The sequence below is a fragment of the Vibrio sp. NC2 genome, assembly GCF_025195005.1.
GTDB lineage: Bacteria > Pseudomonadota > Gammaproteobacteria > Enterobacterales > Vibrionaceae > Vibrio > Vibrio splendidus.
On the sequence record NZ_JANVFC010000008.1, the window covers coordinates 102,719 to 117,732 of the forward strand.

Genomic DNA, 15,014 nt, shown 5'->3' on the forward strand with positions numbered 1-15,014 from the left:
GTTCGGTTCGGAAAGGTGTTAAGAGATCCCCGACTCGGTCATTCTTCCCTCTCGAGGATGACGAATTGCTAACCATGGACTTTGATGATGAAAGTTTACTTTGATCGTCATTCCCTATCGTGAGGAACGAGCGAATAGGGAATCTCGCTCTTGCTTGATGAAAGTAACGCACACTAAAAAGGCTTCCTTGAGGAAGCCTTTTTTACGTTTGAATGCGGTCTCAGTGTTAACTATGACTTAATGTTAACTACGCCTTAGAGTAAACATCGCGCTCGCCTAGCCAGCGGTTAATGATCGCCTTGGCATTGTCTGGGTAGCTATCGTGAATATGACGAGCAATACGTTGCACTTCTGGGATTAAACGTTGGTCACGAATTAGATCGGCGATCTTGAAATCAGCCAAGCCAGTTTGTTTGGTACCGAGCAATTCACCGGGGCCACGGATTTCTAAGTCGCGCTGTGCAATCACAAAGCCATCGTTACTTTCACGTAGCACTCCTAGGCGTTTCTGAGCGGTTTTAGATAGCGGTGAGTGATACAACAGTACACAATGGCTTGCGACCGAACCTCGGCCAACACGGCCACGCAGTTGGTGTAGTTGCGCTAGGCCAAGACGTTCTGGGTTCTCGATGATCATTAAGCTCGAATTCGGTACATCTACACCGACTTCAATCACGGTTGTCGCAACCAATAGATGCAGCTTGTTCTCTTTGAACTCTCGCATCACCGCTTGTTTCTCGGCGGGTTTCATACGGCCATGGACTAAACCAATTTTTACGTCAGGCAGTTTGCGTTGCAGCTCTTCTGCCGTATCAGCTGCAGCTTGAGCTTCCAGTACTTCCGATTCATCAATCAGCGTACATACCCAGTAGGCTTGTTTGCCTTCATTGAGACACGCATTTTTCACACGTTCAACAATGTCATCGCGCTTGGTATCAGGAATTGCCACAGTTTGAATTGGTGTTCGTCCCGGTGGCAGTTCATCAATAATCGAAGTTTCGAGGTCGGCATAGGCCGTCATTGCTAACGTTCGTGGGATTGGGGTGGCGGTCATGACCAACTGATGGGGGTAGTAGCCTTGCTTTGCGCCTTTCTCACGCAGTTCTAATCGCTGGTGGACGCCAAATCGGTGTTGCTCATCAATGATCACTAAGCCAAGGTTTTTGAACTCGACATGTTCTTGGAATAGCGCATGAGTACCGACCACCATTTGCGCTTCGCCGCTGGCAATACGTGTTAGTTCCGTTTCACGAGCCTTACCTTTGAGTTTACCGGCCAGCCAACCGACTTGAATGCCCATCGCCTCAAACCAGTTAGCAAAGTTAATCGCGTGCTGTTCTGCCAATAGCTCGGTTGGTGCCATCAGTGCCACTTGCTGACCATGTTCGAGTGCGCGAACGGCTGCCAGTGCGGCGACTAAGGTTTTACCTGAACCTACATCACCCTGTACTAAACGCATCATAGGGTGTGGCTTTTCAAGGTCGGCTTCGATCTCTTTAGTCACCCTTACTTGAGCATTGGTTGGTGAAAACGGAAGTTGAGCTAACAACTTATCTTTGAGGGTGTTTACCGGAGGGAAAGGCATCGCTTTGTCTTGCTGCCCTTTACTACGAACAGACAGCATCGATAGGTTTTGCGCCAGTAGCTCTTCCATAATCAGGCGCAGCTGCGCAGGGTGTTTACCTTCATCAAACAGCTCTAGGTCAATGCCAGGAGGAGGCCTGTGAATGGTATGCAGTGCTTGCGCGAGTGTTATTTGGTGGTCGTATAAACCGGATGGAAGCAACTCATTAACTGCGGCCTTGTCGATTAAATCTAGAGCTTGATCGGTAAGATTACGCAGCGTGACTTGTCTTAGCCCTTCGGTGGTTGGGTACACCGGAGTTAGGTTGGCTTCAACGTCTGGCTGTTGCCTCGGCGCAAAGAATTTGTAATCAGGATGGACGATCTCAAGCCCCATATTACCGCGCTTGATCTCACCATAAGCATGCACTTGTTTGCCTTCAGCAAAGTTATTCTTCATGCCTGCAGTGAAGTTGAAAAAACGTAGGGTAATAGTGCCATTACCATCACTGATCTTTACTGCGAGCATCTTACGTTTACCGAAAATGGTATCGACGTGCATTACCTTGCCTTGCACTGCTGCCCATAAACCAGCATGCAGTTTTACGATTGGATAGATACGCGTTCGATCTTCATAGCGCAAAGGTAGGTGAAACAGCAGGTCTTGTACATTGTTAAGCCCAACCTTCTCTAGTTTCTCTGCGACTTTAGCGCCGACTCCAGATAAAGAGTTGAGAGGGATAGCAGATAAAAGCTGTGACATAACAAGGCTCATAAACGTAAGAGAGATAATCTATTCAAGCATTTTACTGGATTTTTGTACAGGGTAAAGCTTAGAAGCAGATACGGGATGAGAGTGAACGATATGCGAAGGTAATAAGAGCAGATGCGGGGTACGGGTAAACGAGATACGAAGAGATAAGAGTAGATTCGGGATGCGAGTAAGCTAGATGCGAAGGGAATAAGAGCAGATACGGGATGCGGGTAAACGAGATTCGAAGAGATAAGAGTAGATGCGGGATACGGGTGAACGAGATACGAAAAGATAAGGGCAGATACGAGGTGCGAGTAAACGGGGTACTAAAAGGGGATACAGAAAACAGGGCAGTACAAAAAATTAAAGCAGACTCGAAATACGAAGAGTTGAGGTGGTGAAAAGCTTTTGCTCTTCGCATCTCGAGACTCGTATCTCTCATCTGCTTTATTTATCTGCTTTTAAATCAGTTCTTACGACGTTTTACTTTCAGCGCGTGTGGCATCACACGTAGCTTTTTCATAATACTTGCAAGATGAACACGATCTTTGGTTGTCAGCAAGATAGTCACTGTGTACAGGCGTCCATCACGTTCTTCGGTTGAAATACCGTGAATGTTTGAGCCCGTTTTCGAGATAACGTTCGTTAACTCTGCTAGTGCACCTTGGTGGTTCTGGATGTCGATCTGAAGTTCAGCTGTGAACTCTTGATCGTAATCGTCAGACCATTCCACCGCCATGTATTTGTCTGGTTCTTTTTGGTAGCCACGAACGTTTGGACACGTTTCGCGGTGAACCACAAGACCACGACCGGGAGATACATGAGCAATGATGTGATCGCCTGGGATCGGGTGACAACAATTTGCAAAAGTCAGTAGTAGACCTTCAGCTCCGCGGATAGCTAGTTTCTTCCTAGGCGCATCGCTGTTGTTTTTCACTTCAGTCAGTTCGTCAGCATCACCCAGTAGGCGACGAGCAATGACGATACTCATCAGCTCGCCAAGACCAATCGATGCTAGCAAGTCTTCAACGCTTTCTAGGCGTAAGTCAGACAATACATGCTCGAGGTTCTCTTGGCCGATATCGGCAATAGAGTGTTCACCAAGTGCGTGATTCAGTAGACGACGGCCTAGGGTGATCGACTCTTCACGGCGCATGGTCTTCAGAACCTGACGGATCTTAGTACGAGCGCGTGAGGTCACCACGTAGTTGAGCCATGCAGCATTCGGACGTGCGCCCGGAGCACTGATGATCTCAATGGTTTGACCATTCTTCAGTGATTTGCTGAGTGGGTAAGGGTTCATGTCGACACGAGCCCCTACACACATGTTGCCCACATCGGTATGTACCGCGTAAGCAAAATCGACCGCTGTTGCACCCGCAGGAAGTTCGACGATGCGACCTTTCGGCGTGAACACGAAGATCTCATCTGGGAACAGATCAGATTTAACGTTTTCAATGAATTCGAATGAGTTACCTGCGCTTTGTTGCAGCTCAAGTAAGCTCTGCATCCAACGCTGTGCTTTAACCTGTGCGGTTGTCCCATTGCTACTGCGTGAGCCACTGCCTTTGTAAGACCAGTGCGCCGCGACGCCTTTATCGGCCATTTGCTCCATATCTTCGGTACGGATCTGAACCTCTACAGGTACCCCGTGAGGGCCGATCATTGACGTATGAAGAGATTGGTAGCCGTTGGCTTTTGGTACCGCAATGTAATCTTTCATGCGGCCCGGACGTGGCTTGTACAAGCTGTGAGCCTGGCCAAGGGCGCGATAACAAGTGTCTGGGGTATCAACCACTACGCGGAAAGCGTAGATATCCATAATGGTGTGAAAGCGCTGTTCTTTGGTTTTCATCTTGTTATAGATTGAGAACAAGTTCTTTTCACGACCTACGACGCGAGCAGACAAACCGACTTCTTCAAGACGGCCTTCAATTTCGCTATGGATACGTTGGATCATTTCCTTACGGTTACCACGCGCAGCTTTCACTACATTTCTGAGTACGCGATAACGGTTAGGGTAGAGGGCTTCGAAGCCCAACTCTTCTAGTTCGGTCTTGATGTTATGAATACCAAGACGGTGAGCTAGCGGAGAATAAATTTCTAAAGTTTCACGAGCAATACGACGCTTTTTGTCAGGACGAAGTGCCCCAAGCGTACGCATGTTGTGAGTACGGTCAGCTAATTTGATCAAGATAACGCGGATGTCTTGCACCATGGCGAGAACCATCTTACGGAAGTTCTCTGCTTGCGCTTCTTTGCGATCACGAAATTTAAGCTTATCCAGCTTAGATACACCATCAACCAGTTCAGCAACGGTATTGCCGAATTGAGCTTCTAGCTCCTCTTTTGTAACTTCAGTATCTTCAATTACATCGTGGAGTAGGGCGGCTTGCAGGGTTTCGATATCCAGACGCATTTCTGCCAGGATTCTTGAAACAGCAACAGGATGGATTATGTATGGTTCACCCGTTGAACGGGTTTGCCCTTCATGGGCATTTCTCGCTACCACATAAGATTGACGCAGAGCCTCAATTTGAGGCTCTGTTAGGTATTCTTGGGCAACGTCTTTGAGGCTATCGAATAGATACAAATTAAAGGCCCGGAAGGTTAATTAGTTCGAATGACGTTGATTCTATCAGCGAGTGTGAGCGATGCTGCTTACTGCTGCAAGTTCAGCCGCTTCTTGCTCTTGTTGCTCTTGACGCTCACGAGCATCTAGTACGTCTTTAGTGATAAGACCTTCTTCGATTTCGCGAAGAGCGATAACCGTCGGCTTATCGTTTTCTTCAGGCACTAGTGAATCTTTGCCGCCAGTTTGCATTTGACGTGCGCGGCGAGCCGAAATAAGAACTAGGTCGAAACGGTTGCCAACTTTTTCAACAGCGTCTTGAACAGTTACGCGTGCCATGAGGACTCCAAATAGTAATTAACTAATAAATTTTATATGACGAGAAAGTATACAAGTTTAACTAGAGACTTTCTAGCTCACCGTATACTTATCTCAATGGAAAATCCAGTTATACCCATCACAGTAAATAAGTGATCATAAAAAGCGCCGGAAAAAGGCTTGAGAACAAGGCAGCTCTAATCGACAAAGAGTTTCGATAAGTAGTGACCCTACAATCAAAAATTATAACGACGTTATCAGGCTTTTTAGCAAGCTAGAATGACCAGTTGTTTACTACGATTGGTATCAGAGATTATTCCGCTAGTAGTGCTGTAAGCATGCCGCTGTATTTAGCTGCTTGCTTATCTTCTTTCAAACGTTCCGCACGAATGATTGCTCTGAAGTCCATTAAGGCTGCATCAAAGTCATCATTTACGATCACATAATCGTATTCTGCATAGTGAGAAATCTCTGATTTTGCTTCGCTCATGCGTTTCGCAATAACTTCGTCGCTATCTTGACCGCGAACATTCAAACGACGCTCTAGCTCACCATTTGATGGTGGAAGAATGAAGACACTCTTCGCTTGAGGCATTTGTTCACGGATCTGACGAGCACCTTGCCAGTCGATATCTAGGAATACATCGATACCGCGGTTTAGGTTTTCTTCAATCCAAACACGTGAAGTGCCGTAGTAGTTGCCGAATACTTCAGCATACTCTAGGAACTCACTCTTCTTGATGAGATCTTCAAAGTGATGTTTCTCTACAAAGTGGTAGTGAACACCATTCTCTTCACCAGGGCGCATACCGCGAGTGGTGTGTGAAACAGATACCTTCATTGCGTAGGTTGGATTGGTTTCCAGCATTGCTGAGATCAAGCTCGATTTACCTGCGCCACTAGGTGCAGATACGATGTAAAGAGTACCTATGCCCATCTGTATATTTCCACTGTTGGTTGGATTGAGTGAAGGCGATAAACCGACACTATAAAAGATAGCACTGACCCTAATTTTTGTTCCGGTGGTGCATCTACTAATTGTTCCGGTGGTTACATCTATAAAGAGATAACGAGTGAAACCAATAGAGACAACTGGTGAAAATTAGGTCAGAAAAATGGAGGCGAAGAGTAGCATATTTAGATGATTGAGAACAACTGGCTTGATCGTTATTTATTCTCAAATGATCCTCAGTCTGATCTTCATATAAATGTAATGACTCGTCATCTTCACTTTTTTATGTGATCTCGACAAAATTTGTTGAAGTTTTAATCTCAATCCTTACAATCCGCGCAAACGATTAAATGCTGTATATATCTAGTGATATGGACTAGATGTTTCTACTACCGAGCCTACCTTGGTGACTACAGTTTTTAGTGTAGAGATCCCTCTATTCTCACAGCATTTGAATCTCAAATTTCTTAATTTATTACATAGGTTTTGTTGTGAATACCGACTCCACCCTGAAAGCCCAGAAAACGTCTGGCTCGCTTGACACCCTGTTCAAACTCTCAGAGAGAAAGACCACGATCAGCACTGAGCTATACGCAGGTTTTATTACCTTCCTAGCGATGAGTTATATCTTGGCGGTTAACCCAGCAATTCTGGGTGGCATCCCGGGGATGGACAAAGGGGCTGTCTTTACGGCTACGGCTCTTTCTGCTGCTATTGCAACGCTTATCATGGGCATTTGGGGTAACTACCCAGTCATGCTGGCGCCAGGTATGAGTATGAACGGCTTCTTCAAAGGCTTACTGTTAAGTGGTTCAGTCGCGGTACTTTGGAATGAAGCGCTATTTGGTATCTTCCTATCCGGTATCCTTTATCTCGCTTTCTCGTTGACCAATATCCGTAAGTCGATGATTGAATCAATCCCTGAAGATTTGAAGCTAGCGATTACCGTGTCTCTCGGCTTGTTCATTGCTTTCTTAGGCCTTAAGAATGCAGGCATCATTGTTTCTAACCCGTTTGTACTGGTTGGCTTAGGTGACATCTCCGATCCGAAAGTGATCATCGCTTATGTGAGTATCTTTATCGCATTGGGCTGTATGGTTCGTGACATTAAACTAGCAACCTTCATCTCGTTCGTTTCTGCTATCGCGCTGACCATTCTTGCTGATGTATTCATGGGCACATCAAACGCACCAATCCCAGACCAATTTTTTTCTATGCCACCAAGTATGGCGGGCAGCTTTGGCGCTATCTTTGATTTCTCAGCTTTCACGCCTGAGAAAATGTTCGATTTGTTGTTCATCGTACTTATCTTCTTGATTGTCGATTTCTTCGATGGCTTGAGCACGATTGTTGGTGTGGGCCGCGATGCGGGCATCATCGATAAAGACGGTAAGGTGCCAAATGCAAAATCGGCACTAGTGGCAGATGCAGGCGGTACGGTGATTGGTTCGATTCTCGGTACCACATCGATCACTGCGTTCTCTGAATCGGGTATTGCTTCTTCTCAAGGTGCGAAAACAGGTTTAGCGGCAGTCATGGTGGCTGGCTTATTCCTAGTGTCTCTATTTCTATACCCAATCTTCTCTATCTTCTCAGCGGCAATGGTCGCGCCTGCGATGGTTGTGGTAGGCATCTACATGGTAGGTCGCCTTGGTCAGATTAACTGGGAAAAGAAAGAGTCACGCATTGCAGCCTTCTTTACCATCATGTTCACAGTGCTAAGCTTCTCACCAGCGAACGGTATGGCGATGGGCTTTATCAGCTACGCATTCACGATGGTTGTGGCAGGTAAGCGCAAAGAAGTACATCCGCTTATCTACGGACTGTGTGTGGTGTTCTTAACTTACCTGATACTGCTATAAGCCTAATGGCGAAATAACGTTTGTTAAGTAGCAGTCGTTAAGTAAAAGATAAATAGATGGCTCTGCAGTGAATGTGGGGCCATTTTTGTATCTGTTGTTTCTTACCTTTGCTTCTTCCTGGTGGTTACCGATGAATTGATGGCGTTATCCCCAAGTCGATGCTTTGACAGTACGCGACTTATATTGATGCATGCTATTGTAGAGACTGGATTAATTATTTTTTGAAGAGTGACTATGCCTTCTAACTTACCTAAATCTTTTAGTAAGCCGTTTTTAAAAGTATTCCACATTATGGAAGCGGTATTGCTGGTGGCGATCACACTGGCGACCTTGTTTGCGATGGTCGAAGAGTTCATGCATGTCTTCGCTGAACGCCGAGTGCAATTGACCGACATTCTGCTGATGTTTATCTATTTAGAAGTGTTGGCGATGGTTCAGCAGTTTGTGATGAACGGTAAGATCCCAGTGCGATACCCCATCTACATTGCGATGATGGCAATTGCTCGTTACATCACTTTAGGCATGAAAGAACTCGATGCGGTATTGATCGTTTGGTTATCTTTAGCGGCATTTATCTTGGCCGCAGCAACACTCTTGATTCGTGTTGGGCACCATTATTGGCCATATGTCGATCTAAGAACCAAGCAGCCGGATGAGTAAATCAATCAGGTTATAAGCTAATAAGAGCCCAGCCATGTTGCTGGGTTTTTTATTGCTCTTGATGTGTCTAAAAGACATAAAAGTGTCTCTTTTATTATTTTTATTATGCTGTCAATAAGACTCTTATTGTTGTTTTTGCCTTGATGTACAAGGCTTTGTGTTTTGGCATGAATGTTGATTGGTAAGTATTAGACTCATATAAGGAACACGCTATGCATTTTGAAAGCACTCATTATAAACCTGAAATATTCTCCGAAAAGGTTGCACTTCTTGTTACTCGACTTCTCAAAAAGACACTTAACTTGTTTTATGGAAAACACTTAGCCAAACGAGCCATGTTGTTGGAAACCATAGCAGCGGTGCCGGGCATGGTGGCGGGAGTGTTCAACCACCTCAAAGCTCTGCGCCGCATGAAAGACGATGGTGGTTGGATCAAAGAGCTACTGGACGAAGCGGATAATGAACGGATGCATTTGATGATTTTCCTTACCGTTACCAACCCGTCCATTATAGAACGCATTTTAGTGATGCTATTACAGTTCATCTTTCTACTCATCTATGGCGTGATCTACTTAGTCTCATCTAAAACAGCGCATAGGATCGTTGGATATTTTGAAGAGGAAGCTTGTAATAGTTACTCCGAATATATCTCGAAAATTCAAGATGGCACGTTGCCCAATCATCCCGCTCCTGACATTGCGATTAAATATTATCGCTTACCCGAGAATGCTACGTTTTTGGATGTGCTTTTCTGCATAAGGGAAGATGAAGCTAAACATAGAGATAAGAATCACGACATTGCCGATCTCTATAAAACCCAAGACTTACCCGATCATCAGTGCTAATCATCAAAAAGACATAATTATGACAAATAAAGCTCAACAACCAGAAAATAAGGTCGTCTTAATTACTGGTTCAAACCTGGGATGGGGTTGAGCTTTTTTGTGGATACTAGAAATACGGACTTACCTGAGGGGGAGTGCTTAGAGAGTCGTACTATGAGTAAATTTCTTAAGATCAAAGCGTTATAAATGAGCTTAATGGCGTAGTAGGGCTGTAATCTGAGTCAACCGAACAAAAAAACATCAATTATTTTCAAATAAAGCTTTACAACCCGACCCAGATCACCAAGAATGGCCTCGCTCTGTTTTCAGAGTTATTAAATGAAACATCAGTTGTAAAGTAAAACCCTTAGTATTGCTTCATTGTTATTCTCAGTGTTTCCCTTGGCTTCATAGATACATTAAATAATTCAAGCTTTCAGCGCATCGCACTTTTGGCGATTAATTTTTTATTTTTATATAAGGGACACATCATGTCTAACAAAACAAACGGCGTAGTAAAATGGTTTAACGAAGAGAAAGGTTTCGGTTTCCTAACTCAAGACAACGGCGGCGCTGACGTATTCGTTCACTTCCGTGCTATCGCTTCTGAAGGTTTCAAGACTCTTAAAGAAGGCCAACAAGTGTCTTTCGAAGTAGAGCAAGGCCAAAAAGGTCTTCAAGCTGCAAACGTTGTAGCTCTATAAGATTTTAAGTCGGCGCAAGTTGCATTAGCAACTTGCGTCACTTTCTCCCTTAAATCTTTCCCCTCTAGTTCCACCTGTAATACCCCCTCAAAATATTCTAAAATCCTTTGCTACATCCGTTTCTCTGTTTTATCTATAGCTATATCTATCTCTTGCTCCAAACAAATCTCCTGCGTAACAACCTGCTCACTTACTCATCCTGATTGTCATTATTGTATCCATAAAAAAAGCCCCTAAAACTAGGAGCTTATCTTGATCTAATCAACACTGATTCAGCTAATGGCTATTCACAGCGTGTTACTGACAAACTGTTATTCAATATTCTGGATCTGCTCACGCATCTGTTCGATAAGAACTTTAAGCTCTACGCCTGATGCTGTGATGTCTGTGCTGATAGACTTAGACGCTAGTGTGTTTGACTCACGGTTGAACTCTTGCATCATGAAGTCTAGCTTACGGCCACAAGCGCCACCTTTCTTCAGTACTACATTTGCTTCTTTCACGTGAGAGTCTAAACGGTCTAGCTCTTCTGCTACGTCTGACTTCTGCGCAAGTAGGATAAGTTCTTGCTCAACACGAGAACCTTCAAGCTCAATTTTCGCATCTTCAAATTTGGTAAGAAGGCGCTCGCGTTGCCATTCTAGAATTTCAGGCATGCGTGCACGAACTTTCACGACTTCTTCAGTGATTGCATCTAAGCGCTGTACGATGAGCGCCTTCATGTTCTCGCCTTCACGAGCACGAGCATCAATGAACTCTGCAATAGCATCGTTAAATGCTTCCAGTAGATCTTTGTTGATGGCATCCATGTCTTGCTCTGGCGTTTCCATCACGCCAGGCCAGTTCATGACTTGGAATGGGTTCAAACGGCTCTCTTCACCTGTCATCGTCATAACTTGGTTAGCGGCATTGATCACCTGCTGAGCCAAACCTTCGTTAATGCTTAGTTCACCCTTTGCTGCTGGGTTTGCTTCGAAGCGTAGGTTACATTCAACCTTGCCGCGCGCTAGACGCTTACGGAAACGCTCACGTAGGATTGGCTCTAAACCACGGAACTGTTCAGGCATACGGAAGTAAGTTTCAAGGTAGCGTTGGTTTACACTACGGATTTCCCATACTGCTGTACCCCAATCGCCTTTTACTTCTTTGCGTGCGTACGCGGTCATACTATAAATCATCGAATTTTCCTGTCTTTTATCATTCTGAAAATAACGCGCACGCATAGTATCACGATACGGGGTGCACCCGAAGCCTGTCGCTTTTCCGCGATAAATAGCCTTTCACGGTAAGTATCTTTGAGTCGCAAGTCGCTTTAAGTCGTAAGTCGCTTTGAATGGTAAATAGATTTGAAAGATAAACTGCTATATAATCTTGCCCCAATCAAAACTGTCTCACCCCTTTCTTAGGTGATGCACTCTTTCGATAGTAAATCACTTCAGACTGTTAATAAGGTAGATACCAATGCGTCCAAATGACCGCGCTGTAGATCAAATTCGTCCAATTAAAATTACTCGTAACTACACGGCTTATGCTGAAGGTTCTGTATTAGTTGAGTTCGGCAACACTAAAGTTCTATGTAATGCGACGGTAGAAGAAAACGTACCGCGTTGGTTAAAAGGCCAAGGAAAGGGTTGGGTAACGGCTGAATACGGCATGCTGCCACGTGCAACGCACACTCGTAACCGTCGTGAAGCGGCGAGCGGCAAGCAAGGTGGCCGTACGATGGAAATCCAACGTCTGATCGCGCGTAGCCTACGTGCTGTTGTTGACCTGAAAGTAATGGGTGAAATCATGATCACTGTCGATTGTGATGTTATCCAAGCAGACGGCGGTACACGTACTGCTTCTATCTCAGGTGCAAGCGTTGCAATGGCTGATGCTATCAACAGCCTACTAGCAAGCGGCAAACTGAAAAAGAACCCAATGAAAGGCCACGTAGCGGCAGTTTCAGTGGGCATCGTTGGTGCACAAGCACTGTGTGACCTTGAGTACGTTGAAGACTCAGCAGCTGATACCGACATGAACGTTGTAATGACGGAAGACGGTAAGATGATTGAGATTCAAGGCACCGCAGAAGGCGAACCGTTCAGCCACGAAGAGCTGATGCAGCTTTTAGCCCTGGCGAATAAGGGCATTACCGATATCGTCGAAGCGCAGAAAGCTGCGTTGGCCGACTAATCATTTGATAGCTCCCACATTGGGGGCTATTTTTTTATCTTCGTCGTATTCGCGCCCTCCGCGTTGTTAACTGCGCTTACTCACCCGAATCACTTACTACTCGTAAGCTCACGGGTTTCGTAAGCTTGTTGCCTAGCGGAAAACACGACTACTTAGAAGATACTAAGAAGAGTTTAAGTTAATTAAGTTTTATTGGATAAACGTAGAGGAAAAACATGAAAGCATATCAACGTGAATTTATTGAATTTGCACTAGAGAAAGAAGTACTTAAGTTTGGTGAGTTTACTTTAAAGTCTGGCCGTAAGAGCCCTTACTTCTTCAATGCTGGATTGTTTAATACAGGTCGTGACTTAGCGCGTTTAGGTCGCTTCTACGCAGCAGCATTGGCAGATTCAGGTATTGAGTTCGACGTACTATTTGGTCCTGCGTACAAAGGCATCCCAATTGCAACGACAACAGCGGTTGCACTTGCTGATCACCACGATGTGGACACGCCTTACTGCTTCAACCGTAAAGAAGCGAAGAACCACGGTGAAGGTGGCAACCTAGTGGGTAGCGAACTTGAAGGTCGCATCATGCTAGTGGATGACGTGATCACTGCAGGTACTGCGATTCGTGAGTCGATGGAAATCATCCAAGCAAACGGTGCTGACTTAGCGGGTGTGCTTGTTGCTATCGACCGTCAAGAGAAAGGCAAAGGTGAGTTGTCTGCGATTCAAGAAGTAGAGCGTGACTTCGGTTGTGCGATTATCTCAATCGTTAGCCTGACTGACCTTGTGACTTTCCTTGAAGAGAAAGGCACCGACGCAGCACATCTTGAATCTGTAAAAGCGTACCGCGCTCAATATGGTATCTAATTCGTAAACTGAAGAAGTTGAACCTGATGGTTTAGCGCTCTAGGTTAAGAATCGAAAAAGCAAAAAGGCCCGAGAGAGATAACTCTTTCGGGCCTTTTACTTTTCTATTGGGATGAGCTGCTTTCTTATCTATTTATAACGAATACCGCGCTCAATTTCTGGGTCTTCCATGGTTTTGAAGCGTTTGTGCAGCCACATCCATTGCTCTGGAGCTCGTAAGATAATTTTCTCAAGATAGCGGTTTAGATAAGCGGCCGCGGCTTTTTCATCTTTGCGTGGATAGTCATCTTCGATGGACTCATCCGCCATGATTTCATACTTACCATCGGTATTTCTAAAACCAGAACCCGGAACAAGTGCGCATCGGCTGGTGTAAGCCAGAATACTGGTGCCTGTTGTGGTACATGCATCTTCTACAGCGAAGAAAGGCACGAACACAGACTTGTTACGGCCGTAGTCATGATCAGGTAGATAGAAAAGGATCTCACCTTGACGCAGGACCCGAATCATACGCTTCACATCTTTACGGTGGATAAGACGGTTGCCGTTCTGAGTACGACCACGGTATTGAATGAATTCATAAGCTGGATTGTTGTGCGGGCGGTAAACACCTAAACCAGAAATACCAAGAACGGCCATTGCTCGCGCAGTGATCTCTAGGTTCAAGGCATGTACACAGCACAACAAAACACCTTTACCGTTGGCTTTGTGAGTTCGTAGTGTTTGGGTGTCTTTATCGACGAGGATTCGCTTGAAACGCCACGTTGGCCAGAACCATGTAATGCCGGTTTCGATCAGCGCCATACCAGTATTCTTAAAGTTCTCACTGACCATGGCAGCGACTTCATCTGCAGGCTTGTCTGGGAAGGCGAGTTCCAAGTTACGTGTTGCGACCGCTACGCGCTTTTTACCATAGCGAGCCCCAAGAGAGCCCAATGAACGACCTAGCAGTAATAATATACGGTAAGGGAGAACATTAACGATAAGCGCCAATAGCCCAAAACCGAACCACACTCCCCAGTATTTAGGGTGGAGTAGTGCCAGAGTAAAAGGTGGCTTAGTAATAACGTGTTGTGCCGTGCTGTTTGTCGGAGAAGTTTTCGTCGTCATAACCATCACTTAAGATTTGATTGCTACTTAATTTGATTGCTACTTAATTTGAGCGCTCAGTAGTGCCCAATAAGCATCAAAGTTTTCTGTCGGTTGATATTTGAAGTCAGAACGTACAAATCGATTCAAGCTGCCTTCAACCTGACCGAGCAGTTGAGCCGCTAAGATCTTCTCATCAACAGGGAACGATTTCCCTTCACGAAGTTTCCTTTCACGCAAGATCTGGCGAAGTTGAGTCTCAATGCGCTCAAAAAGCTGATTGATGCGTTCACGCAGGCGCTCATTCTCAAACATTAGGGCATGGCCCGACAAAATACGAGTCAAACCAGGGTTGCGCTCAGAAAAGACCAAGATAAGCTGCATGACTAAGCGAATACGCTCAAGAGTGTCTTTTTCTTCATCGAGAATGCGGTTGATTCGAGACATCAACGCTTCTTCAATGAACTCGATCAGGCCTTCAAACATGCGAGCTTTGCTTGGGAAGTGGCGGTAGAGCGCAGCTTCAGATACGCCGACTTGCTTGGCCAACTTTACCGTTGTGATACGAGAAGCACCTTCGGTCGATTCCAACATTTGTGCGAGAGCTTGTAGGATTTCTTCACGACGGTTTGATTTTCGAGTACCAGCCATCTATTTACTTCCTTTCCTAAAGATGAGGAT

Annotated in this window: 13 protein-coding genes and 1 riboswitch; of the genes, 6 read left to right on the plus strand and 7 right to left on the minus strand. The window is 45.3% G+C overall.

What is annotated here, in order from left to right; all coding sequences use genetic code 11:
• Positions 1-247 precede the first annotated feature (247 nt).
• From recG to gmk, 4 genes are all read right to left on the minus strand, one after another.
• Entirely contained in the window at positions 248-2,326 is a 2,079-nt protein-coding gene (gene recG / locus NX845_RS12765; protein WP_102448468.1) for an ATP-dependent DNA helicase RecG, read from the minus strand.
• A gap of 457 nt (positions 2,327-2,783) precedes the next feature.
• On the minus strand, positions 2,784-4,910 hold the full coding sequence (gene spoT / locus NX845_RS12770; protein ID WP_004735646.1) for a bifunctional GTP diphosphokinase/guanosine-3',5'-bis pyrophosphate 3'-pyrophosphohydrolase: 2,127 nt from the start codon (positions 4,908-4,910) through the stop codon (positions 2,784-2,786).
• A 45-nt stretch (positions 4,911-4,955) separates the two neighbouring features.
• Positions 4,956-5,228, minus strand: a complete 273-nt coding sequence (rpoZ, locus tag NX845_RS12775) for a DNA-directed RNA polymerase subunit omega (protein WP_004735648.1) — start codon at positions 5,226-5,228, stop codon at positions 4,956-4,958.
• A gap of 292 nt (positions 5,229-5,520) precedes the next feature.
• A complete protein-coding gene (gene gmk / locus NX845_RS12780; RefSeq protein WP_017109197.1) occupies positions 5,521-6,144 on the minus strand; it encodes a guanylate kinase in 624 nt (207 codons plus the stop codon).
• Between the two features lie 348 nt (positions 6,145-6,492).
• Positions 6,493-6,592, plus strand: a riboswitch (purine riboswitch).
• Positions 6,593-6,650: 58 nt separating this feature from the next.
• Here gmk and NX845_RS12785 point away from each other — a divergent pair.
• The 4 genes from NX845_RS12785 to NX845_RS12800 all read left to right on the plus strand — a co-directional run bounded on the left by NX845_RS12785 (position 6,651) and on the right by NX845_RS12800 (position 10,209).
• Positions 6,651-8,021 carry an NCS2 family permease gene (locus NX845_RS12785; protein ID WP_017080820.1) on the plus strand — a complete coding sequence of 457 codons (1,371 nt, stop codon included), beginning with the start codon at positions 6,651-6,653 and terminating at the stop codon, positions 8,019-8,021.
• Positions 8,022-8,255: 234 nt separating this feature from the next.
• Positions 8,256-8,681, plus strand: coding sequence for a phosphate-starvation-inducible protein PsiE (locus tag NX845_RS12790; protein WP_017079068.1), 426 nt, complete (start codon positions 8,256-8,258; stop codon positions 8,679-8,681).
• A gap of 212 nt (positions 8,682-8,893) precedes the next feature.
• Positions 8,894-9,526 carry an alternative oxidase gene (locus NX845_RS12795; RefSeq protein ID WP_017081678.1) on the plus strand — a complete coding sequence of 211 codons (633 nt, stop codon included), beginning with the start codon at positions 8,894-8,896 and terminating at the stop codon, positions 9,524-9,526.
• Between the two features lie 470 nt (positions 9,527-9,996).
• The gene (locus tag NX845_RS12800) at positions 9,997-10,209 is read left to right on the plus strand and encodes a cold-shock protein (protein ID WP_004735656.1); all 213 of its coding nucleotides are present in this window, start codon (positions 9,997-9,999) and stop codon (positions 10,207-10,209) included.
• Between the two features lie 311 nt (positions 10,210-10,520).
• Here NX845_RS12800 and NX845_RS12805 read toward each other — a convergent pair whose 3' ends face one another.
• A complete protein-coding gene (locus NX845_RS12805) occupies positions 10,521-11,387 on the minus strand; it encodes a YicC/YloC family endoribonuclease (RefSeq protein ID WP_029405802.1) in 867 nt (288 codons plus the stop codon).
• A 283-nt stretch (positions 11,388-11,670) separates the two neighbouring features.
• Between NX845_RS12805 and rph the strand changes: the two genes are divergently transcribed.
• Both rph and pyrE read left to right on the plus strand, forming a co-directional pair.
• The gene (gene rph, locus NX845_RS12810) at positions 11,671-12,387 is read left to right on the plus strand and encodes a ribonuclease PH (RefSeq protein WP_004735726.1); all 717 of its coding nucleotides are present in this window, start codon (positions 11,671-11,673) and stop codon (positions 12,385-12,387) included.
• A 215-nt stretch (positions 12,388-12,602) separates the two neighbouring features.
• Positions 12,603-13,244, plus strand: a complete 642-nt coding sequence (gene pyrE / locus NX845_RS12815) for an orotate phosphoribosyltransferase (protein ID WP_004735727.1) — start codon at positions 12,603-12,605, stop codon at positions 13,242-13,244.
• A 129-nt stretch (positions 13,245-13,373) separates the two neighbouring features.
• Here the strand turns inward: pyrE and lpxL are convergent, their stop codons facing one another.
• Positions 13,374-14,354 (minus strand): LpxL/LpxP family Kdo(2)-lipid IV(A) lauroyl/palmitoleoyl acyltransferase, encoded by a 981-nt coding sequence (lpxL, locus tag NX845_RS12820; protein ID WP_102448470.1) that lies wholly within the window; start codon positions 14,352-14,354, stop codon positions 13,374-13,376.
• Between the two features lie 39 nt (positions 14,355-14,393).
• Positions 14,394-14,984, minus strand: a complete 591-nt coding sequence (gene slmA, locus NX845_RS12825) for a nucleoid occlusion factor SlmA (protein ID WP_016768952.1) — start codon at positions 14,982-14,984, stop codon at positions 14,394-14,396.
• Positions 14,985-15,014: the final 30 nt, after the last annotated feature.